This is a genomic window from Bacillus sp. YP1 (genome assembly GCF_000877815.1).
Classification (GTDB): Bacteria; Bacillota; Bacilli; order Bacillales; family Bacillaceae; genus Bacillus; species Bacillus subtilis.
Genome location: NZ_CP010014.1, coordinates 3,109,088 through 3,132,288, shown reverse-complemented (window position 1 = coordinate 3,132,288; position 23,201 = coordinate 3,109,088). Strand labels below are relative to the sequence as shown.

Genomic DNA, 23,201 nt, shown 5'->3' with positions numbered 1-23,201 from the left:
GTAAGAGAGGTGAAAACGGTGCAGCATCGTCAAGTCGCTTTGTTGCTTTCTATCATTCCGGGACTCGGGCAATTTTATAACAAGCAATGGATAAAAGGTATTGTCTTTCTTTTCTTAGGCGCATCGTTTTTTGCGGTCTTTGGAGATCTGCTCAATATGGGGTTTTGGGGAATCTTTACACTGGGAACAGAAGTGCCGCGGGATAATTCCGTTTTTCTGCTGGCGGAAGGGATTATTGCTGTCATCGTGACCTGCTTTGGCCTTGCGGTGTATTATGTAAATCTTCGCGATGCGTTCCAAAGCGGAAAACAGCGTGATGAAAATAAGCCATTAAGTTCCTTAAAGGAACAATACCAGCATATCATTTCTGAGGGCTATCCTTATGTCGTCAGCGGCCCATCTTTGTTTATTTTAATTTTCGCCGTGATCTTTCCTATCTTATTCAGCTTTGCATTAGCGTTTACAAACTATGATTTGTATCATTCTCCTCCTGCAAAATTAATTGATTGGGTCGGTTTTCAAACGTTCGCAAATATTTTCACAGTTGATATTTGGAGGTCGACTTTTTTTGATGTACTGGCTTGGACGGTGGTTTGGACACTTGCTGCATCCACACTGCAAGTCACCTTGGGGATTTTTCTCGCGATCATTGTTAACCAGAAAGACCTTCGGTTTAAACGTTTTTTTCGGACGATTCTGATTTTGCCATGGGCCGTTCCCGGTTTTGTGACGATTTTAATTTTTGCGGGACTGTTTAATGATAGCTTCGGTGCGATGAATCACGACATCTTGGCTTTCTTCGGGATAGATCCGCTTCCGTGGATGACAGATGCCAATTGGTCGAGGCTTGCATTGATTCTCATGCAGGGCTGGCTCGGATTTCCGTACATCTTTCTCGTCTCAACAGGCGTATTGCAATCCATCCCGGACGATCTGTATGAAGCAGCTACGATTGATGGCGCTTCTGTCTTTTCAAAGCTGAGATACATCACGCTTCCGATGGTGTTCATTGCAATGGCTCCGATTATCATTACCCAGTTTACGTTTAATTTTAATAACTTTAATATTATCTATCTATTCAATGGCGGAGGTCCGGCTGTAACCGGATCAACAGCCGGCGGGACAGATATCCTCGTTTCATGGATTTATAAATTGACAATGCAGTCAAGCCAATATTCTCTTGCTGCGGCTTTAACGATTTTATTATCTGTGTTTGTCATCTCCATCGCATTGTGGCAGTTCAGACAGACAAAGTCTTTTAAAGAGGAGGCATAAGGCATGCTGGCAGATATGAAGGTCAGAAAATATATCCGTCTCCTTTTCTCTTACTTGTTGCTAGCCTTTATGGCGGTCATCATTGTTTATCCTCTCCTTTGGACGGCAGGCGCAAGCTTTAATCCCGGCAACAGCTTAATCAGTACATCCATCATTCCGAAGCATCCGACATTCGACCATTACAAGGAATTATTTGCGGGCAAAGAAAGCCTTCAATATGTGCAGTGGTATGTCAACTCAATGAAGATCAGCCTGTTTACAATGGCAGGGTCTTTGCTCTGTGTGACGTTTACGGCCTATGCGTTTTCGCGCTTTCGCTTCAAAGGCAGGAAATACGCTTTAACGCTCTTTTTATTGCTGCAGATGATTCCTCAGTTTTCAGCTTTAATTGCCTTGTTTGTGCTGGCGCAAATCTTGGGAATGATCAATAGCCACTGGCTGCTAATCTTGCTTTATATCGGCGGCCTGATCCCGATGAATACGTATTTGATGAAAGGGTACATGGATTCCATTCCGATGGATTTAGACGAAAGCGCCAAGATTGACGGAGCCAGCAGCACCAGAATCTTCTTCCAGATCATTCTGCCATTATCAAAACCGATGGCGGCAGTCGTGGCCATGAACGGCTTTACCGGTCCGCTCGGAGATTTTGTGCTGTCCTCAACCATATTGAGAACGCCTGAATCATATACATTGCCCGTCGGTCTATTCAATTTAGTGAATGATGTCATGGGGGCCAGCTATACGACATTTGCGGCCGGAGCCCTGCTTATCAGCATACCGGTTGCCGTCATCTTTATTATGCTGCAAAAGAATTTTGTGTCCGGATTAACCGCAGGCGGAACGAAGGGCTAAGAGAACAAGGAGGAGAATGTGATGTCAAAGCTTGAAAAAACGCACGTAACAAAAGCAAAATTTATGCTCCATGGGGGAGACTACAACCCCGATCAGTGGCTGGATCGGCCCGATATTTTAGCTGACGATATCAAACTGATGAAGCTTTCTCATACGAATACGTTTTCTGTCGGCATTTTTGCATGGAGCGCACTTGAGCCGGAGGAGGGCGTATATCAATTTGAATGGCTGGATGATATTTTTGAGCGGATTCACAGTATAGGCGGCCGGGTCATATTAGCAACGCCGAGCGGAGCCCGTCCGGCCTGGCTGTCGCAAACCTATCCGGAAGTTTTGCGCGTCAATGCCTCCCGCGTCAAACAGCTGCACGGCGGAAGGCACAACCACTGCCTCACATCTAAAGTCTACCGAGAAAAAACACGGCACATCAACCGCTTATTAGCAGAACGATACGGACATCACCCGGCGCTGTTAATGTGGCACATTTCAAACGAATACGGGGGAGATTGCCACTGTGATTTATGCCAGCATGCTTTCCGGGAGTGGCTGAAATCGAAATATGACAACAGCCTCAAGACATTGAACCATGCGTGGTGGACCCCTTTTTGGAGCCATACGTTCAATGACTGGTCACAAATTGAAAGCCCTTCGCCGATCGGTGAAAATGGCTTGCATGGCCTGAATTTAGATTGGCGCCGGTTCGTCACCGATCAAACGATTTCGTTTTATGAAAATGAAATCATTCCGCTGAAAGAATTGACGCCTGATATCCCTATCACAACGAATTTTATGGCTGACACACCGGATTTGATCCCGTATCAGGGCCTCGACTACAGCAAATTTGCAAAGCATGTCGATGCCATCAGCTGGGACGCTTATCCTGTCTGGCACAATGACTGGGAAAGCACAGCTGATTTGGCGATGAAGGTCGGCTTTATCAATGATCTGTACCGAAGCTTGAAGCAGCAGCCCTTCTTATTAATGGAGTGTACGCCAAGCGCGGTCAATTGGCATAACGTCAACAAGGCAAAGCGCCCGGGCATGAATCTGCTGTCATCCATGCAAATGATTGCCCACGGCTCGGACAGCGTTCTCTATTTCCAATACCGCAAATCACGGGGGTCATCAGAAAAATTACACGGAGCGGTTGTGGATCATGACAATAGCCCGAAGAACCGCGTCTTTCAAGAAGTGGCCAAGGTAGGCGAGACATTGGAACGGCTGTCCGAAGTTGTCGGAACGAAGAGGCCGGCTCAAACCGCGATTTTATATGACTGGGAAAATCATTGGGCGCTCGAGGATGCTCAGGGGTTTGCGAAGGCGACAAAACGTTATCCGCAAACGCTTCAGCAGCATTACCGCACATTCTGGGAACACGATATCCCTGTCGACGTCATCACGAAAGAACAAGACTTTTCACCATATAAACTGCTGATCGTCCCGATGCTGTATTTAATCAGCGAGGACACCGTTTCCCGTTTAAAAGCGTTTACGGCTGACGGCGGCACCTTAGTCATGACGTATATCAGCGGGGTTGTGAATGAGCATGACTTAACATACACAGGCGGATGGCATCCGGATCTTCAAGCTATATTTGGAGTTGAGCCTCTTGAAACGGACACCCTGTATCCGAAGGATCGAAACGCTGTCAGCTACCGCAGCCAAATATATGAAATGAAGGATTATGCAACCGTGATTGATGTAAAGACAGCTTCAGTGGAAGCGGTGTATCAAGAAGATTTTTATGCGCGCACGCCAGCGGTCACAAGCCATGAGTATCAGCAGGGCAAGGCGTATTTTATCGGCGCGCGTTTGGAGGATCAATTTCAGCGTGATTTCTATGAGGGTCTGATCACAGACCTGTCTCTCTCTCCAGTTTTTCCGGTTCGGCACGGAAAAGGCGTCTCCGTACAAGCGAGGCAGGATCAGGACAATGATTATATTTTTGTCATGAATTTCACGGAAGAAAAACAGCTGGTCACGTTTGATCAGAGTGTGAAGGACATAATGACAGGAGACATATTGTCAGGCGACCTGACGATGGAAAAGTATGAAGTGAGAATTGTCGTAAACACACATTAGGCTGATGCTCCGCTCGATATGGGCGGATTCTTTTTTCTATAGAATGAAAACGCTTGCTAAGTCTTGGGGGGATGAAATCATGAAAAGCAAAGTGAAAATGTTCTTTGCGGCTGCCATCGTGTGGAGTGCATGTAGTTCAACAGGATATGCCGCTGCCATTGAGAAGGAGAAGCACGTGTCAGAGCTTCGGGCAGAGGATCTTTTTGTTAAAAAAGTAGAGGGGATGAACAAGGATTTTATCAAAGGGGCAGATGTATCCAGCGTTATTGCTTTGGAAAACAGCGGTGTCACCTTTTACAATACAAACGGAAAACGCCAGGATATCTTTACAACTTTAAAACAGGCTGGGGTCAACTATGTTCGCGTCCGCATCTGGAATCACCCGTATGATTCAAATGGCAACGGGTATGGCGGGGGAAACAATGATGTTCAAAAAGCCATCGAAATCGGAAAAAAAGCGACAGCGAACGGAATGAAGGTGCTGGCCGACTTTCACTACTCTGATTTCTGGGCCGATCCAGCGAAACAAAAGGTGCCCAAAGCCTGGGCGAATCTCAGCTTTGAAGCAAAAAAAGCAAAGCTCTATGAGTATACGAAACAAAGCCTGCAAAAGATGATCAAGGAAGGCGTTGACATCGGCATGGTTCAGGTCGGAAATGAAACAACAGGAGGATTTGCCGGTGAGACTGATTGGACGAAGATGTGCCAATTATTTAATGAAGGAAGCCGAGCGGTCAGGGAGACAAATTCAAATATTTTGGTCGCCCTGCATTTTACCAATCCTGAAACGGCTGGAAGGTATTCATTTATTGCAGAAACACTCAGCAAAAACAAAGTGGATTATGATGTGTTTGCTAGCTCCTATTATCCTTTCTGGCATGGCACATTACAAAATTTGACCTCCGTGCTGAAGGCTGTTGCCAATACGTACGGCAAAAAAGTCATGGTGGCGGAGACATCGTACACCTATACCGCTGAGGATGGCGATGGGCATGGAAATACAGCACCAAAAAGCGGGCAGACGTTGCCATATCCAATTTCTGTTCAAGGCCAGGCAACTGCAGTAAGAGATGTAATGGAGGCAGTGGCGAATACGGGCAAAGCAGGACTTGGTGTTTTCTACTGGGAGCCGGCGTGGATTCCAGTCGGGCCGAAGACACAGATAGAGAAAAACAAAGTGTTATGGGAAACATACGGGTCAGGGTGGGCGTCCAGCTATGCTGCTGAATACGACCCTGAAGACGCCGGGAAGTGGTATGGGGGAAGTGCTGTAGATAATCAAGCTTTATTTGATTTTAATGGACACCCGCTGCCTTCCTTGCAGGTGTTTCAATATGCGGAGTCAGGACATATTCCAAAGAAACGCTGAAACAAAAAAATCCATGAGATGTAACAAATCATTGTTATGTCTCATGGATCATTTTATTTTACATCAACTAATATAAAACATTCGTCATCACTCTTATGATGAGCTTCCTTTTGATGCTGCAGTGATGTAAGGATTTTCTCCTTCAGGTCAGCGATTGGCGAATCAGGATGATCCTTTAGTAAATCAAATAAATAACATGAAGCCGTAGGATCCATCACGCCATCCGTATACAGAAGCAATCTTCCGTCCTCCGTGTATGAAAGGCTGCTTGACTGAAACTCTAAGTCTTCAAACATCCCGATCGGAGGCGAGGTCGCGTGAAGCAGATGTTGAGTTCCGCTATCGTCCTGCCAAAGTGCCGGCGGATGCCCTGCGTTGACATAATCAATTCTTTGCCGTGCTATATCAATCTCGAGATAAATAGCAGTGCAATAATGTCTTGCTTCCTCATCATTTTGAAACAAGCTGTGAAGGTGCCGGTCCAATTCCTTCATAACTTTAACGGGGCTGAGACCTTGCGTGATCTGGCGCTGGAACAAAGGATGAAGAGACATCGTAATCAATGCAGATGAAATTCCGTGCCCCATCACATCAAGGATAATAATGCCGTAACGGTGTTCATCGATTTGATAATATCCGTAAAGATCACCTGACAATTCACTCGATGCGTTGTAATAAGAGTCAATCTGAACCTGATCGTTTACAATCGGTTCAGTCAACGAGTTTTTCTGGATCTTTCTGGCGAGTTCAAGCTCTCTTTTGGTGTTTAATTTAAATTGTTGATTTTGTTTATTGATCTCAAGAAGTTCTTCTTGTTTTGCTTTCAGCGTTTCCAAGGCAATTTCTAACTCCGCATTGGCTTTCTGTTTGGCAAGCAAAGCTTCCTGAGCCTCATTTCTGGCTATCAGCAGCTCATTTTCATATTCATTTCGCTTTCGCATTGGAATCAGAACACAATCAAAGACAGAAGCCCCGCTATCGTGTCTCGCAATAGCATTGATAAGGACGGGAATTTCTTCTCCATCTCTTGCTTTCAGGGAAATGTATATTTCTTCGATGTGATGCTCCAATTTCAAAAGCGGAAAAAAATAAAGCTGGCAGAAAAGCTGCGCGGGAATGGTCAACATCATATTCATGTGCTGGCCGATAACCTGCTCCGGTTCATAATCCAGAATCTTGATAAGGGTGCGGTTGGCAGCTATGATCGACCCCTCTTCTGACAAAGCGAGGAAACCGCATGGTGCATCATTCAATTGTTTGTCCATCTAAGAGGGTCACCTCTATCCCTTTCGTTCCTATATCACACGTGTGCTTTTAAATAATCGCCGATCAGCTGTATCGTCTCATCTGGATGGCTCATATGAGGGCAATGTCCGCGAGCCTCCATTTGTTTCAGACTGCTATAAGGCAGATGCTGATGCATATACTTACCTACTGTTGCAGGTGCGATGATATCATCTGCACATTGGAGAATAAGAGAGGGAACCGTTACCTTCGAAAGATCCTCTCGGTGATCAGAAAAAAACGCCGCTTTCGCGAATTGGCGGGCAATGACAGGATCAGTAGAACAAAAACGGCTTTCAAGCTCTTCCTTAATTTCAGGCCGATCTGGCTGATTCAGAACGGTTGCCGCAAATACAGTCGCCCAGCCGATATAATTTTTCTCCATCATCTCCAGCAAGCCAAGGAGCTGCTCCTCTTCAAATCCTCCGTAATACTCAGGCGGATCATTCAAATAGCAAGGAGAAGGCCCCACCATCACCAGATGGGAAAAAAGCTCCGGGCGGCGGATGGATGCAAGCATCCCAATCAAGGCCCCGACGGAGTGACCCACAAACACGGTTTCCTTCAGATCTAAAGCTTCACAAACATCAAGAACATCCTGGGCATAGCCGTCAAGTGTCTGGTAACGATTCAGGTCATATGCGCGCAAATCTGAATGTCCCGAACCGACGTAATCAAATAAAATCACCCGATGATCTTCTTCAAAGGCAGGTGCCACGGCATTCCACACGCTTTGATCGCATCCAAAACCAGGTGCGAACATGATAGATGCTTTGCCGCTGCCTTTCACCTTCACATGATTTCTAGACAAAATCGCTTCGTTCATGATTGGCTCCTTTCAGCCGGAAAGTAATATAAAGTTCAATATTTCTATCATAACACTCGGATGGTTTGAAGAGTGTATCTTTCTATGAATGTCACAGCAGTTTAAAAGAAAGAGGACATGGGAGATAGAAAAGATGGATGAATTGGAAGATGCAGGAGGAGGATTGCCTAGACACCGGGGTGAGAAAAAAATGACATTTGTCACTCCATCATCATGACACCCCATACTAACATCGTCTTCTCCGTCATTTTACAATCAATGTAAACGATCAGGAGGTGCTCATGTGATGAAAGAAGCAGTAACAGTAAGCAACGTGACAAAACATTTCCAGCGAAAAACCGCTGTAAACAACATCAGCTTCAGTATTGAAAAAGGAGAAATTGCAGCCATTCTCGGGCCAAATGGGGCAGGGAAGACGACCGTCGTCTCGATGATATTAGGATTGCTGAAACCGAGTGAGGGAGAAATCAAACTATTTAACCGGGTTCCCGATGATCAACAGGTTCGTGAAAAAATAGGTGTAATGCTTCAGGAAGTAAGTGTCATGCCGGGCCTTAAGGTGGATGAAATCCTTGAACTCTTCCGGAGCTATTATCCGAATCCATTGTCCATGAAAGAACTCGTTTCGTTAACAGCACTCACCAAAGAAGATTTGAAAACAAGAGCAGAAAAATTATCCGGCGGACAAAAACGCCGTTTGAGCTTTGCTTTGGCTCTTGCCGGGAACCCGGAGCTGCTTATACTTGATGAACCGACAGTCGGCATGGACACTTCATCAAGACACCGATTCTGGCAGACCATTCACGGACTGTCGGACCAAGGAAAAACGATTATTTTTTCAACTCATTATTTACAGGAAGCAGATGATGCCGCACAGCGAATCCTATTTTTTACTGAAGGACAGCTTGTTGCAGACGGCTCACCAATGCAAATCCGCTCAAGAATTCAAAAACAGTCTGTTTCCTTTACGCTTCATTCAAGTGAATCATTGGAAAGGCTGTCTTGTCACCCGGAAGTCGAGAGAGTGATCCACGAGCATGAGAGAACCATCATCCAGACATCAAATACAGACAAAGTGTTGGCGCTGATCTTTCAAGAAAACATACATGCACGGGATATTCGAATTGAGCAAGCAACGCTCGATGAGGCATTTCGCCAGCTGGCTGACGGCAACAGGGAGGCGATGTGAGTGAACGTGCTGCAAAAGCAAAGCATCGCTGAAATGAAAAGGGTGCTTAGGAACAAGTACTTTGTGCTTTGGTCTCTGATCATGCCGATTGCCTTTTATTATTTCTTTACAAATGTAGTGAATACCAACGTCCCTGATCAACGTGCATGGGAAGCCCATTACCTGATGTCGATGACAGTCTTCAGCGTGATGGGTTCCTCTATCATGACGCTTGGCATCCGAATGGTACAAGAACGGTCACAAGGCTGGGCCGCCTTTATCCGCCTTACGCCTCTTCCGGATCATATCTATTTATCAGCTCAGATGATCGGCCAAAGTGTCATTCACGTTTTATCAATTACCGTCATATTTCTGTTCGGCGCAATCATCAATGATATTGCCTTGTCACCGTTTGAATGGATGATGAGCGGACTGTGGATTTTGTTTGGCGCATTGCCTTTTTTAGCATTAGGCACACTAATCGGCCTCATGAGAAAAGTAGAAACAGCGGCCGGAATCAGTAATGTGCTTTATATGCTGCTGGCTTTAGGCGGAGGGATGTGGATGCCGTTTGAGGTCATGCCTGACATGATGCAGAGCATTGGCCAGTGGCTTCCGTCTTATCATTTCGGGAGCGGAGCGTGGGAACTTGTCCGGGGTGGGAGTCCGACTTGGAAAAATATTCTGATATTAATCGCTTATATGATGCTCTTCATGCTACTATCTAAATATATAAGAAGAAAACAAGAAGCGGTGTAATACATGAAAAAGGCAATATCTATTTTCCCGAAGGAATTCGGGTTTTTCCCTTATATCTTTCTGGTGTATACGATTATGCCGTTCCTCTCTTTATTAAAAGAATCAGGGGTCAAACAGGGGATCGGATATGGTATGCTGCTCCTTTTTGTAGCGGCATATCGCCAGTTATTCTGCAGCGTGGGCAAAGCTTCGTTTACATATTGGCTTATCGTGCAAATGGCGGTTATTTTGATGTATAGTGTGTTTTACAATATCACCTATATATACTTAGGTTTTTTTCCGGCAAACTTTGTTGGTTATTACAAAGAGAAAACGAATTTTAACCGTGCGTTCTGCGCTTTAATCTTTATACTGCTTTTTCCATGCCTATACCAATTTATCGCGAATTCGGTCTCGCTTCGGGAGCTTTTTTCTGTTCTCCCGTTTCTCGTCATTATGCTCATTTCTCCATTCGGAATTCGTTCTATGTTTCGGAGGATTGAGCTTGAAGCTAAGCTTGCACAAGCCAACGAACAGATAAAAGAACTCTCTAAAAGGGAGGAACGTGTTCGAATCGCCCGTGATCTTCACGATACTCTTGGCCACACCCTGTCGCTGCTTACATTAAAAAGCCAGCTCATTCAGCGGCTGGCTGCATCTGATCCAGAACGGACCAAGCTTGAGGCAAAAGAAATGGAAACCAGTTCACGCTCCGCACTCAAGCAAGTTCGAGAGCTGGTTTCTGATATGAGAACGGTCACGATAACAGAGGAGCTCGTAAACATTCAGCACATATTAAGAGCGGGGAACATTACCTTTCAATACGAAGGAGCCGACGACTTTTCAGTGATATCTCCCGTCACTCAAAATATTATCAGTATGTGTATGCGGGAAGCCGTGACTAACATTATCAAGCACAGCAAAGCAACCCACTGTGCCATCACCATTTCTCAATTTGCTGACAAAATGAGGATCGTAATACGGGATGACGGAAAGGGAGCGCCGAAGGAGAAAATGTTTGGGAATGGCCTGTGGGGAATGGAAGAACGGCTCATGCTCATTGAAGGGGGATTAACGGTTTCAGACCATAACGGAACGGTTGTGGCACTGACGATTCCGCTTATTAAAAAAGCAGAATGATTGGAGGACGAAAAGAATGATTCGTCTGTTTATTGCTGAGGACCAGCGAATGCTTTTAGGCGCTTTGGGATCTTTGCTTGATTTAGAAGAGGATATGACAGTCATCGGACAAGCATTAAACGGGGAAGAGGCGCTACATGCTATTTTGAAGCTGGAGCCGGATGTATGCATTATGGACATTGAAATGCCGGTTCGAAGCGGGCTGAATGTGGCAGAGGAATTAATGAAAAAAGGCTGCGTCAGCAAGGTCATTATTTTAACCACCTTTGCCCGCCCCGGATATTTTGAACGCGCCGTAAAGGCCGGTGCACATGGCTATCTGCTGAAAGACGGTGAAATTGACGATCTGGCCGATGCCATTCGAAAATGTGTAAAGGGAAAACGTGTCTTCAGCCCTGAGCTGACGTTTAATATGATGCGAGACGAAAATCCGCTAACCGTTAGAGAGCAAGAAATTCTGAGGCTTGCGGCTTTAGGCAAGACAACAAAAGACATTACGCTGGAGCTCTATTTATCTCAAGGCACAGTTCGAAACTATATCTCAGAAATCATCCAAAAGCTTAATGCGAAAAATCGGACAGAAGCCGCCAGCATCGCTGAGGAAAAGGGCTGGATCTAACCATATACTGCACTCCTGGGAGATCGGGAGTGTTTTTGATATGCCACAAATGAAAATATCCCTAGAAAACTCTTTCCTTCCATTGTCAGAATAGTGTACGATATTCATATAGTTATTTTAACTCAGGTCATCAGATGACCTGATCATATATTGGGGATGAGAGAGGGGTTCATCATGAAAGTCTCACTTTTTGTCACTTGTCTTGTTGATATGTTTCAAACAAATGTCGGAAAAGCAACGGTTGAGCTGCTGGAGCGGCTTGGGTGCGAGGTTGATTTTCCAGAAGGGCAGATTTGCTGCGGACAGCCGGCTTACAACAGCGGCTATGTACATGACGCCAAAAAAGCAATGAAACGGATGATCGAAACGTTTCAGGATTCCGAATATGTTGTCAGTCCTTCCGGTTCCTGCACAACGATGTTCCGGGAGTATCCGCACCTGTTTCAGGATGATCCGAAATGGGCCGATAAAGCGCAAAAGCTGGCGGATAAAACGTATGAACTGACAGATTTTATTGTGAACGTCCTTGGGGTAGAGGATGTCGGCGCGACCCTTCATACAAAAGCGACCTTACATACGTCGTGCCATATGACTAGGCTGTTGGGTGTTCGGGAGGAGCCGATGAAGCTGTTGAGCCATGTGAAGGGCCTGCAGTTTACAGAGCTTCCGGGCAAACATAACTGCTGCGGATTCGGAGGAACGTTCTCCGTCAAGATGGCGCAGATTTCTGAGCAGATGGTCGATGAAAAAGTCGAATGTGTGGAGGAAACGGGAGCAGAGGTGCTGATCGGTGCTGACTGCGGCTGTTTGATGAATATCGGGGGACGGCTTGGCCGAAAAGATAAGAATGTCAAAGTGATGCACATCGCCGAAGTGCTCAACAGCAGATAAAACTGGATACAGAGGGGGAAAGGATCATGGCGATGAAAATCGGTACTGACGCTTTTAAAGAGCGGGTATCACAGGGGATTGATAATGAATTTATGAGAGGCGCTGTTTCGGGTGCACAGGAGCGTCTGCGGACGCGGCGCCTAGAGGCAGCAGAAGAACTGGGAAACTGGGAGGAGTGGCGCTCATTATCAGAGGAAATCAGGCAGCATGTCCTTGAAAACCTTGATTTCTATCTTGGACAGCTTGCCGAAAATGTGGCGAAAAGAGGCGGACATGTCTATTTCGCGGAAACAGCGGATGAGGCGTCTTCTTATATTCGCGATGTCATTCAAAAGAAGAACGGGAAGAAAATTGTGAAATCTAAATCAATGGTCACAGAGGAAATCAATCTGAATGAGGTGCTGGAGAAGGAAGGCTGTGAAGTCGTAGAAACCGATCTCGGGGAGTATATTTTGCAGATTGATGATCACGATCCGCCGTCACATATCGTAGCGCCCGCCCTTCATAAAAATAAAGAGCAGATACGCGATGTGTTTAAAGAAAGACTGGACTATCAACATACAGAAAAACCGGAAGAGCTGGTGATGCATGCGCGCGCCATTCTCCGGAAAAAGTTTCTGGAAGCGGATATCGGCATTACCGGCTGTAACTTCGCCATCGCTGACACGGGTTCTGTCAGCCTTGTGACCAATGAAGGAAATGGACGGCTTGTGAGCACCTTGCCGAAAACACAAATTACCGTCATGGGAATGGAGCGGATTGTCCCGTCATTTTCTGAATTTGAAGTGCTTGTCAGCATGCTGACAAGAAGTGCTGTCGGACAGCGGCTGACAAGCTATATTACAGCTTTGACGGGTCCGAAGCTGGAAGGTGAAGTGGACGGTCCGGAAGAATTCCATCTTGTCATCGTTGACAATGGACGATCCAATATCCTTGGAACGGAATTCCAGTCTGTGCTGCAATGTATCCGCTGTGCCGCCTGTATCAATGTCTGTCCTGTGTACCGCCATGTCGGCGGACATTCATACGGCTCAATCTACTCGGGGCCGATCGGAGCGGTTTTATCGCCGTTGCTCGGCGGTTATGACGATTATAAGGAGCTGCCGTACGCATCTTCACTGTGCGCTGCTTGTTCAGAAGCCTGCCCGGTCAAAATCCCGCTTCATGAGCTGCTACTCAAGCATCGTCAGAATATCGTCGAAAAAGAAGGCAGAGCGCCGATCAGTGAAAAGCTTGCAATGAAAGCATTCGGACTTGGCGCATCCTCTTTATCGCTTTACAAAATGGGCTCAAAATGGGCGCCGGCCGCCATGACGCCTTTTACAGAGGACGAAAAAATTTCGAAAGGGCCCGGCCCGCTTAAAAATTGGACCCAGATCCGCGACTTCCCGGCACCGCATAAATCGAGATTCAGAGACTGGTTTGCGGACAGAGAAACAAGTGAACGCACGAAGGAGGAGCAGTGATGACGAAGGGAACCATTCAGAATCAAGAGAGCTTTTTAAACCGAATCGCATCCAGCCTGGGCCGTGAAAGAAGAACAGGAGGCGTGGCAGTTCCTGAGTGGGCGCATCAGCCGCAATATAAAACACTTGAAGGATATTCAGCGGATGACTTAGTCAAAGTGCTCAAAAACCATTGTGTCAAAATCCATACAGAGCTGATTGAAACGGATTCAACCGGCCTTTACGATGCCCTTCGCGAGCAAGTCAGCCGCTTTTCCGGAGGCCCTGTCATCATTCCGAAAGACCCCCGCTTTGAAGAATACGGACTGAAAAGCCTGCTCACCAAGGACTGGCCGAGTGAAGGAACGCCGGTCTGGGAGTGGGATGCTGACAAAGGCGAGGAAAATATCAAAAAAGCGGAGCAAGCCAATGTAGGGATTACATTCAGCGAAATTACATTGGCTGAGTCGGGGACGGTTGTCCTCTTCTCCTCAAAAGACATCGGCCGCTCTGTCAGCCTTTTGCCGACGACTTATATTGCGATCGTGCCGAAATCAAGCATTGTACCGAGAATGACACAAGCCAGTGATATCATCCGCCAAAACATTGCGGACGGTGTCACTGTTCCTTCATGTATCAACTACATTACCGGACCGAGCAACTCAGCAGACATTGAAATGGATTTAGTTGTGGGAGTGCACGGACCTGTAAAGGCAGCATATATTCTCGTCTCTGACCGCTGAACTCAGGAAGCCCGGCAGGCATATGCCGGGCTTTTTGCTTGAAAAAACTTCAACTTCCAATTTTTTGGCCGATGAGAAGAGTATGACTTGAAATAGGAGGAAATGCGATGAAAAAATGGCTGATCATAGCGGTTTCACTGGCGATTGCGATTGTTCTGTTTATGTATACAAAAACAGAAGCGAAGGCAGCCGGAATGACACTAGGCTACACGACTGGGGATACTGCTTCATACAATTCTCTTACGAAATATCATACATACATGAATGCCATCGCAACCGATACATTTGTGTTTGAAAAAAACGGACAAATCATTGGCGATGCCCCAAGCAAGCAGCTGACATATGCGAAAAAGAAAAAAATCAAGACATGGGCTGTCATTTCAAACTATAATGATGCCATTTATGATTTTGACGGAGATTTAGCGAGTCGAGTCATGAGTAATAAAACAGCGAAAAAACGATTCACAGATCAGTTAATTACACTGGCCAAAAAGCACTCATATTACGGAATCAATATCGATTTTGAAGCAGTAAATCCAGAAGACCGCGCTGCATACTCGAACTTCATTCAATATGTCTCACAGGCTTTGAACAAGAAACATATTAAAACAATGGTATCCGTTCCGGCCAAAAGCGCCGATGATAAAAATGATGACTGGAGCTGGCCGTATGATTATGCGAAAATCGGCAAATATGCCGACTTCGTACAAGTCATGACCTACGATGAACACGGCATTTGGGGTGAGCCGGGGTCAGTGGCAAGCACAAACTGGATTAAAAGCTCTCTGCAGTTTTCAGTCAAAAAGATCAAAGCCAATAAAGTCATCATGGGAATCCCTGCGTACGGCTATGACTGGGATGTAAAAGACGGAAGTGCCAGCACAATAAGGGTATGGAATGAGCTCAAATCCCTCATCAAAAAACAAAAAGCAAAGCCGGCATTCAACAAAAAATCAGGCTCGATGACGTTTTCTTATGTTGACAAAAAGAAGCATAAACATGTCGTGTGGTATGAAAACGAAAAAACCGTTCAAACGAAAAGCCATCTGGCAAAGCAATATAAAATAGCAGGTGTTTCAGTTTACGCATTAGGAAACGAGTCAGAATCCTTTTGGAAAGCCATTCGAAAAGGGACAAAATAACAGTTTCTTTTTTCTCTGAAGTTATTGACAGTTAAAAGAGAAGCACGTATATTATGTTAATATATTCAGATCATAAAATTTGAGTTTTTCAGAAAACTAAAACACATAGATTGGGAGCAGTAAAAGAAAGTGATCAGAACAGAGAGCTGCGGGGTGGTGCGACGCAGCCTGATTTTTCTTTGAACTCGCCCGGGAGTGGTAAGACGGAACGGAATAGATTGAATATTCCCTATGTTTTAACGGCTAACCTTCGTTACAGGTCAAAAGCAGGATTCTTCATGAAGAATCAACAAGAGTGGTACCGCGGTCAGCCGAAGGCTCGTCGTCTCTTTATCTATTAGATTAGGTAGGAGACGGCGGGCTTTTTTGTTTTTGAAAACGAGAAGGAGAGGTAGAAGAGGATGAAAAACGACAATCAAACGTTAAAACGCACGATGACGTCCCGCCATATTATGATGATGGCGCTGGGGGGAGCAATCGGCGCAGGTTTATTTAAGGGGAGCAGCTCAGCGATCGATGTGGCAGGGCCATCTGTCATTATCGCATACCTGCTCGGCGGGATTATTTTGCTGTTTATTATGCAGGGGCTGGCGGAAATGGCTGTTCGAAACCGTAACGCCAGAACCTTCCGTGATCTTGTCCAGCAGGTATTGGGAAATTACGCCGCTTACTTTTTGGACTGGATCTACTGGAAAATGTGGGTGCTTAACATTGCGGCTGAAGCTGTTGTAGCTGCGATTTTCATTCAATATTGGCTGCCGGGCTGCCCGATCTGGGTGTTGGCATTAGGAATTTCTCTTATCGTCACGATTGTAAACTTGCTTTCTGTTAAAATCTTCGCCGAAACTGAATATTGGCTGGCAATGATCAAGATTACCGTTATTATTATCTTTATTATTCTGGGATTGCTGCTCTTATTTGTATCATTCGGTGATCATACAGCATCCAGATTTTCCAACCTGACAGACCACGGCGGATTTTTCCCGCACGGCGGCACAGGGCTGATCACGGCGATGCTTGTCGTCATCTACTCTTACGGCGGTACAGAAATTATCGGTGTAACGCTTGCAGAGACAAAAAATCCGGAAAAGGTTGTCCCGAAAGCTGTCCGCAGCACACTGACACGGATTGTCGCGTTTTACCTGCTGCCGTTTTTCATCATCGTCAGCCTGATTCCATGGAACCAAGTCAATTCCGTTCCGGAAAGTCCTTTCGTGATGGTCTTTAAAATGGTAGGCATTCCGGGTGCGGATCATATCATGAATGCAGTCATCCTGCTGGCGATCATTTCTTCTATGAATTCAGGTTTATACGGATCATCACGCATTTTGTATACACAGGCAAGTGACGGAAGGCTTCCAAAGGTCTTCTCGAAGCTTTCATCGAAAAACGTACCGATGTTTGCGATTCTGATGTGCACTTCTTCTCTCTATATTGGCGTATTGATTTCTCTGTTCGCAGGAAGCCAAACATTTAATTATTTAATGGGATCATTGGGATATACCGTTTTATTCATTTGGCTGATCATCGGATTCGCTCATTTAAAATCGAGAAAACAGCAAACGGAAACACCGGCCTATTATGTAAAATGGTTCCCGTACACGACATGGTTTGCGATTGTGGCATTACTCGCCATTCTGATCGGGGTCATCATGACAACATCAATTGTCATTACTGGCATTACTGCGGCGATCTACCTTTTGATTACAGTTGCATATTTGGTCAAAGGACGCAAGCATCAGTAAATAAGAAACCCTCTTGCCGCATCCGGCAAGAGGGTTTTTATTATTGTGCAGCTTTCTCGTTTATACCAATCGCCGCAGCTTTCTGCGCTTTTGATTTTGTATTCACGAGACAGATGCTCGTGACAATCAGCAGCAGCCCTGCCAAGAGGCTAAGGGTGAGCGGTTCATGCAGGAAAATGGAGCTGGCCACGATTGATATGAGCGGAATCAAAAAAGTATAAGATGCGACCTTGCTTGCTTCTCCTGAACCGACAAGCGTAAAAAAGACAAGCCAGCCGAGCGCGATAACGAATACGGAGATGAACAGCAGGCTCGTGATAAACGGAGCTGTCCATTGGATCGCCGAAAAGCTTTCTGTCCAAAAGCCGGATATAAGCAGAAACACGCTTCCGATCGTCAGCTGCAGAGCGACCATCCAGATGGAATCGACGCGGCTGCCTGTTTTTTTCATATATACCGTCCCGAGCGCCCAGCTGACTGCGGAGCCGAGAGCCAGCAGAACCCCAATGACAGAAATATGCCCGCCAAAGCCCGCAGCACTAATGACGGCTACTCCCGCAAAACCGAGGATGAGCCCGATCACTTTCATTACAAACATGGATTCGCCGAGCCACAGCCAAGAAAATACACCCATCAGAACAGGCTGGAAGAAGACGATTGCAGAAAACAGGCCGGCCGGAAGATAATTCAGCCCGATCGTTTGCAGGCCGTAGAATAACGTAATATTTAAAAGAGCAGAAACAAGATAAATCGGCCACGTTTCTTTTAAGCGTAATTTATGAATACGCGGCAGTGCGACAATGACTAATAAAAGCCCGCCGATCAGCGTTCGGATGCCCGCGAACAATAATGGCGGAGAATAGGCGAGCGCGGCTTTGGACAGCGGCCAATTGACGCCCCACATGATGACGAGAAATGCGAGCAGGAGAGCTGTCCGCGTTTTTGAGAGCTGCTTCATTGTTCATTCACTCCTTGTAGAACTTTTCCATCATATGATACGGTAGAACATAAGATAAATAAAATGAATCTTTTTTATAAGGAGCATAAGTAAATTGTTATGACCATTACACAATTAAAGGTTTTTGTGAAAATAGCTGAAACGGGAAGCTTTACAAAAGCGGGTCAGGCGCTGAACATGACACAGCCGGCTGTCAGCCATGCGATTTCTGCTATCGAAGCTGAGCTTGATGTAAAGCTGATCATTCGTGACCGCCGCAATGGCCTGATGCTGACGGATACGGGAAAACAGATCTTAGTACACATTAGAGAAGTCTTAAAAGGCATTGAAAAAGTTGAGCAGGTAGCAGCAGCGGAAAAAGGGCTTGAACTGGGAACGATCCATATCGGCACATTCTCAACTGCCTCGGCTTATTTTATGCCGAAGCTGATCAGTGAATTTAAACAAAAATATCCAAAACTTGAGCTCGTGCTGCACGAGGGAACTGTAAATGAAGTCAAGGAGTGGCTTCATACGCGGATGATAGATGTCGGCATTCTTCTGTATCCAACAGAGGAGATGGAGTACATCCATTTGAAAAAAGACAAAATGGCTGTCGTGCTCAGGGACGATCACCCGCTTGCCAGTCATTCGGCCATTACGCTGAAAGATCTTGACCATGAACCGATGATCGTCTGTGACGGAGGCTATGAATCACCATTTGTCGATATGTTCAGGCAGGCGGGCGCTACGCTGCACCCAGCTTTCACAGTCTATAACATCAACACCTCGATCAGTATGATCAGAGAAGGCCTGGGTCTCGCGATTTTATCAGAAATGTCCATGTCGGGGATGCCGCTTCCGGAGCATGTGGTGACCCGGGAATTGGACCCGCAGGTATACCGTGATGTGCAGCTTGCTGTTCCGTCGCTAAAGGAGGCTTCTCTGGCGGCTAAGCTCTTTATTGAGATGGCTAAGGAGCTGTTTGGAGCAGAATAGCGGGCCAAACCGTTCGTTTTACATTGTTCGAATTTCATCGAATCAAATTCTTTTATTCCTGAATGCAGTTGTGTTATGGTGTGATAGAAGTTCTTTCAATCATGACCTGACAGCTTTGGGCTGTTTACTGATAACACATTTGCAAAGGAGAACAATATGTCTAACAACCAACGCAAAGATACCTTGCTTTCTGTCTTGAATTTATCTCCGGTTGTTCAGGGAGGAACGATTGCAGAATCATTCCGAAACAGCATGGACTTGGCGCGCCGGGCAGAGGAATGGGGCTATCACCGTTACTGGCTTGCTGAACATCATAATATAGAAGGTGTTGCAAGCTCCGCCACCGCAGTTTTGATTGGCCATATTGCCGGAGGCACGAAGAAAATCCGCGTCGGTTCCGGCGGCATTATGCTCCCGAACCACTCTTCATTAGTCATTGCTGAACAATTCGGCACACTGGAAACACTGTATCCCGGGCGGATTGATCTGGGGCTTGGACGTGCGCCGGGAACAGACCAATTGACAGCCAGAGCGCTCCGCAGAAACATCAACAGCGGGGAGGATTTTCCAGAACAATTAGAGGAACTGCGCAATTATTTTAAACCGTCAGGAAATGTGCGCAATCAAGTTCGCGCCATTCCCGGAGAGGGCATAGATGTGCCGATTTGGCTGCTGGGCTCAAGCGGCTTCAGCGCCCGTCTGGCTGGCGAACTTGGTCTTCCGTTTGCGTTCGCGGCCCATTTCTCACCGGCGAATACGGTTCCCGCTTTGGAGCTGTACCGCAATTCCTTCACGCCGTCAGACGTGCTCGACGAACCGTATGCGATGGTCGGTGTCACCATTATCGCGGCAGATACAAACGAGAAAGCGCAGCACCTTGCGACTTCGCATTATCAAAGGTTTCTTGATCTTGTCCGCGGTACGCCGAACCAGCTTAAACCGCCTGTTGAGGATATGGACCAAATCTGGAGCCCGTATGAAAAAGCGATGGTCAATGAGCAGCTGAGCTCCACGATTGTCGGAGGTCCGGAAGAAGTGAAGGCGAAGCTTGAAGATTTCGTCAAAACGACACAGGCTGACGAAATTATGGTTAACTCAGAAACCTTTGAACACGCAGACAGAATGCGTTCGTTTGAAATCATCGCTGACGTTTGGAAAAACAGATAACAGCTATAAAAAAAAGCAATGTAGCGGGGAGACCCATACATTGCTTTTTTTATTCATTCAGTTTTCGTGCGGACTGGCGAATGATCAACTCAGGCTCAAATATGACATCCTCTTGCTTCGGCTTTTTATGCTCTAAGCAGTCAATGACATATTTGGCGGCTGCTTTTCCAAGCACTGATTTCGGATGTTTGACAGAGGTTAGTTTCACTTCTGAGATTTGGGCGAAATGTGAATCATCATACCCGACGATAGACATATCTTCCGGCACTTTAAGATCCATCTCCCTCAGCATATCAATCACCTTCAGCGCAATTTCATCGTTATAACAAAGAATGGCTGTCGGCATGTGCTTGCTGTTTTTCTCCAGTGTGGCTTTTACTTTCTCCAGAAGTTTTGATTCTTTTTCTTCCGTTGTAAATGTCACGATCATATCCGGAGAAGGAAATAACTCACGCTCCCGGTGCGCCTGTATAAATCCGTTCATCCGTTTCACGCCTTGTGTGTCATCAGCTTTAAAAATACCCATCATATGCGTGTGGCCGAGAGAAAGCAAATGCTCCGCCGCCATCATCCCGCCTTTCACATCATCCAAGGTAAAACTTGGCGCGGCAAGCTCGGCATATGACGCGTTAATCATCGCAAAAGGAATGCCGTTTTTCTCCAAGTTCAGATAATAGCCGATGTTTGGGGTTTGAAGGGCGCTTTTTGTCGGTTCTACGATGAGTCCGTCAATATGCTGGGACAGCAGGTTTTCTAAGCCTCTTCTTTCATTGTCCGGGTTGTTGTTTGTGCTTGTCAAAAGCATAGAATACCCCTGCTCGCTTAAATAGGACTCGATTCCTCTGATGATGCTCGGGAAAATATAGTCTGATATGTAAGTTGTCAAAACACCGATCGTTTTATTGGAATGCAGCGCTGACTTAGCAGAGCGTGAAGCGACAAAGGTGCCTCCGCCTTGCACGCTGTACAGCAGACCTTGTGATACGAGGTCTCCGATCGCTTTGCGGATGGTATGCCGGCTGACGCCGAATTGCTGCATTAATTCGTTTTCGGTAGGGATTTTTTGATCGGGCAGTATTTTGCCTTGATTAATCCAAGAACTGATTTCTTCTTTTACTTGCGCGTATTTTGGTAACATATCCATTCCTCCAAAATGTATACGGACAAATTTCAGTATATCACAGCGTTCTTTGTAAGAAAACATTGACAGAAAATGCAAACAAGATTATTCTATATTTGTACGTACTAATTAAATGTAATTTTCGTTAAATTTTAATATAAGTACGTACAATTGAAGGTTTAAATGAAAACGCTTTACTCAACATTCGGGAGGGCAGGGAAATGAAGAATACTCCAACACAATTAGAACCAAATGTTCCTGTAACAAGAAGCCATTCAATGGGATTTGTCATTTTGATCTCATGTGCGGCGGGGCTTGGCGGCTTATTGTATGGCTATGACACGGCAGTGATTTCTGGCGCTATCGGTTTTCTGAAAGATTTATACAGCCTGAGTCCGTTTATGGAGGGACTTGTCATTTCAAGCATTATGATTGGAGGAGTTGTGGGCGTCGGGATATCCGGATTTTTAAGTGACAGATTCGGCCGGAGAAAAATTTTAATGACAGCCGCTTTGTTATTTGCGATATCAGCAATCGTTTCAGCACTTTCTCAAGACGTGTCCACCTTAATCATTGCAAGGATTATCGGGGGGCTGGGAATCGGGATGGGCTCATCGCTCTCTGTTACGTATATTACAGAAGCGGCACCGCCCGCCATACGCGGAAGTTTATCTTCGTTATATCAGCTCTTTACGATACTGGGTATTTCTGCAACATACTTTATTAATCTAGCTGTGCAGCGGTCCGGAACATACGAATGGGGCGTGCACACCGGCTGGAGATGGATGCTTGCTTATGGAATGGTGCCGTCCGTCATCTTTTTCCTTGTCCTTCTCGTCGTCCCGGAAAGTCCGAGATGGCTGGCGAAAGCGGGCAAAACAAATGAAGCTTTAAAGATCCTGACACGTATTAATGGAGAAACTGTTGCAAAAGAAGAATTAAAGAACATTGAGAACTCATTAAAAATAGAACAAATGGGGTCGCTCTCCCAGCTGTTTAAGCCGGGTCTCAGAAAGGCGCTTGTCATTGGAATCCTGCTGGCGCTCTTTAACCAAGTCATCGGCATGAACGCCATTACTTACTACGGGCCGGAAATCTTTAAAATGATGGGATTCGGGCAAAACGCCGGATTTGTGACAACTTGTATCGTCGGGGTTGTAGAAGTCATCTTTACCGTTATTGCGGTGTTGCTGATTGATAAAGTCGGACGAAAAAAACTGATGTCCATCGGTTCTGCTTTTATGGCTATTTTTATGATTTTAATCGGGACGTCGTTTTATTTTGAGTTAACAAGCGGGATCATGATGATCGTCCTTATATTAGGTTTTGTCGCTGCTTTCTGTGTCTCGGTCGGACCGATCACATGGATTATGATTTCTGAAATCTTCCCGAACCATCTGCGTGCGCGGGCCGCGGGCATTGCGACCATCTTTTTATGGGGAGCAAACTGGGCGATCGGACAGTTTGTGCCAATGATGATCGATTCTTTCGGGCTCGCCTATACATTTTGGATCTTTGCGGTGATTAACATCCTTTGTTTCCTGTTTGTCGTTACGATCTGTCCAGAAACGAAGAACAAATCGCTCGAGGAAATTGAAAAGCTTTGGATAAAATGAAAACGCTTTAATGAAACAGCCCTTTCTACGGGAAGGGCTG

Annotated in this window: 20 protein-coding genes and 1 other annotated feature; of the genes, 16 read left to right on the top strand and 4 right to left on the bottom strand. The window is 45.9% G+C overall.

Annotated features, from left to right (window positions below):
* Positions 1-18: 18 nt before the first annotated feature.
* The 4 genes from ganP (at position 19) to ganB (ending at position 5,581) form a co-directional block, all read left to right on the top strand.
* Positions 19-1,275 (top strand): galactooligosaccharide ABC transporter permease GanP, encoded by a 1,257-nt coding sequence (gene ganP / locus QF06_RS15455; protein ID WP_003243623.1) that lies wholly within the window; start codon positions 19-21, stop codon positions 1,273-1,275.
* Between the two features lie 3 nt (positions 1,276-1,278).
* Complete coding sequence (gene ganQ, locus QF06_RS15450) at positions 1,279-2,130, top strand: galactooligosaccharide ABC transporter permease GanQ (protein ID WP_014478026.1); 852 nt, start codon at positions 1,279-1,281, stop codon at positions 2,128-2,130.
* An 18-nt stretch (positions 2,131-2,148) separates the two neighbouring features.
* A complete protein-coding gene (gene ganA / locus QF06_RS15445) occupies positions 2,149-4,212 on the top strand; it encodes a beta-galactosidase GanA (protein WP_010886616.1) in 2,064 nt (687 codons plus the stop codon).
* Between the two features lie 79 nt (positions 4,213-4,291).
* Positions 4,292-5,581 (top strand): arabinogalactan endo-beta-1,4-galactanase, encoded by a 1,290-nt coding sequence (ganB, locus tag QF06_RS15440; RefSeq protein ID WP_043940201.1) that lies wholly within the window; start codon positions 4,292-4,294, stop codon positions 5,579-5,581.
* Positions 5,582-5,634: 53 nt separating this feature from the next.
* Here ganB and rsbP read toward each other — a convergent pair whose 3' ends face one another.
* Together rsbP and rsbQ are read right to left on the bottom strand one after the other, a co-directional pair.
* Positions 5,635-6,846: a phosphoserine phosphatase RsbP gene (rsbP, locus tag QF06_RS15435; protein ID WP_003228290.1), complete on the bottom strand. Its 1,212-nt coding sequence runs from the start codon at positions 6,844-6,846 to the stop codon at positions 5,635-5,637.
* 35 nt (positions 6,847-6,881) lie between these two features.
* On the bottom strand, positions 6,882-7,691 hold the full coding sequence (rsbQ, locus tag QF06_RS15430; protein WP_003228292.1) for a sigma factor SigB/phosphatase RsbP regulator RsbQ: 810 nt from the start codon (positions 7,689-7,691) through the stop codon (positions 6,882-6,884).
* Positions 7,692-7,974: 283 nt separating this feature from the next.
* Between rsbQ and QF06_RS15425 the strand changes: the two genes are divergently transcribed.
* From QF06_RS15425 to QF06_RS15385, 9 genes are all read left to right on the top strand, one after another.
* Positions 7,975-8,880, top strand: coding sequence for an ABC transporter ATP-binding protein (locus QF06_RS15425; RefSeq protein WP_003228295.1), 906 nt, complete (start codon positions 7,975-7,977; stop codon positions 8,878-8,880).
* Complete coding sequence (locus tag QF06_RS15420) at positions 8,881-9,618, top strand: ABC transporter permease (RefSeq protein WP_003228297.1); 738 nt, start codon at positions 8,881-8,883, stop codon at positions 9,616-9,618.
* A 3-nt stretch (positions 9,619-9,621) separates the two neighbouring features.
* On the top strand, positions 9,622-10,737 hold the full coding sequence (gene yvfT / locus QF06_RS15415) for a two-component system sensor histidine kinase YvfT (protein WP_003228300.1): 1,116 nt from the start codon (positions 9,622-9,624) through the stop codon (positions 10,735-10,737).
* Between the two features lie 16 nt (positions 10,738-10,753).
* Positions 10,754-11,356: a two-component system response regulator YvfU gene (gene yvfU / locus QF06_RS15410; protein ID WP_003228302.1), complete on the top strand. Its 603-nt coding sequence runs from the start codon at positions 10,754-10,756 to the stop codon at positions 11,354-11,356.
* 174 nt (positions 11,357-11,530) lie between these two features.
* On the top strand, positions 11,531-12,247 hold the full coding sequence (lutA, locus tag QF06_RS15405) for a lactate utilization iron-sulfur protein LutA (RefSeq protein ID WP_014478017.1): 717 nt from the start codon (positions 11,531-11,533) through the stop codon (positions 12,245-12,247).
* A 26-nt stretch (positions 12,248-12,273) separates the two neighbouring features.
* Positions 12,274-13,713, top strand: a complete 1,440-nt coding sequence (gene lutB / locus QF06_RS15400) for a lactate utilization iron-sulfur protein LutB (protein ID WP_041850520.1) — start codon at positions 12,274-12,276, stop codon at positions 13,711-13,713.
* A complete protein-coding gene (gene lutC, locus QF06_RS15395; RefSeq protein WP_043940200.1) occupies positions 13,713-14,435 on the top strand; it encodes a lactate utilization protein LutC in 723 nt (240 codons plus the stop codon). Before lutB ends, lutC begins: the two co-directional genes overlap by 1 nt.
* 107 nt (positions 14,436-14,542) lie before the next feature.
* Complete coding sequence (locus tag QF06_RS15390) at positions 14,543-15,577, top strand: glycosyl hydrolase family 18 protein (protein ID WP_043940199.1); 1,035 nt, start codon at positions 14,543-14,545, stop codon at positions 15,575-15,577.
* Between the two features lie 97 nt (positions 15,578-15,674).
* Positions 15,675-15,910 (top strand) — a binding site (T-box leader).
* A 68-nt stretch (positions 15,911-15,978) separates the two neighbouring features.
* Positions 15,979-17,322: an amino acid permease gene (locus tag QF06_RS15385; RefSeq protein WP_043940198.1), complete on the top strand. Its 1,344-nt coding sequence runs from the start codon at positions 15,979-15,981 to the stop codon at positions 17,320-17,322.
* 40 nt (positions 17,323-17,362) lie between these two features.
* Here QF06_RS15385 and QF06_RS15380 read toward each other — a convergent pair whose 3' ends face one another.
* Positions 17,363-18,280 carry a DMT family transporter gene (locus QF06_RS15380; protein WP_003228315.1) on the bottom strand — a complete coding sequence of 306 codons (918 nt, stop codon included), beginning with the start codon at positions 18,278-18,280 and terminating at the stop codon, positions 17,363-17,365.
* Between the two features lie 99 nt (positions 18,281-18,379).
* Between QF06_RS15380 and QF06_RS15375 the strand changes: the two genes are divergently transcribed.
* Both QF06_RS15375 and QF06_RS15370 read left to right on the top strand, forming a co-directional pair.
* Positions 18,380-19,258, top strand: a complete 879-nt coding sequence (locus tag QF06_RS15375) for a LysR family transcriptional regulator (RefSeq protein WP_003228316.1) — start codon at positions 18,380-18,382, stop codon at positions 19,256-19,258.
* 156 nt (positions 19,259-19,414) lie between these two features.
* Positions 19,415-20,425 (top strand): LLM class flavin-dependent oxidoreductase, encoded by a 1,011-nt coding sequence (locus tag QF06_RS15370; RefSeq protein ID WP_003228318.1) that lies wholly within the window; start codon positions 19,415-19,417, stop codon positions 20,423-20,425.
* 49 nt (positions 20,426-20,474) lie between these two features.
* On the opposite strand, the gene araR is transcribed toward QF06_RS15370, so the two are convergent.
* Positions 20,475-21,563, bottom strand: a complete 1,089-nt coding sequence (araR, locus tag QF06_RS15365; protein WP_003243070.1) for an arabinose utilization transcriptional regulator AraR — start codon at positions 21,561-21,563, stop codon at positions 20,475-20,477.
* Positions 21,564-21,766: 203 nt separating this feature from the next.
* Here araR and araE point away from each other — a divergent pair, with 203 nt between their 5' ends.
* Positions 21,767-23,161, top strand: a complete 1,395-nt coding sequence (gene araE, locus QF06_RS15360; protein ID WP_003243899.1) for an arabinose-proton symporter AraE — start codon at positions 21,767-21,769, stop codon at positions 23,159-23,161.
* Positions 23,162-23,201: the final 40 nt, after the last annotated feature.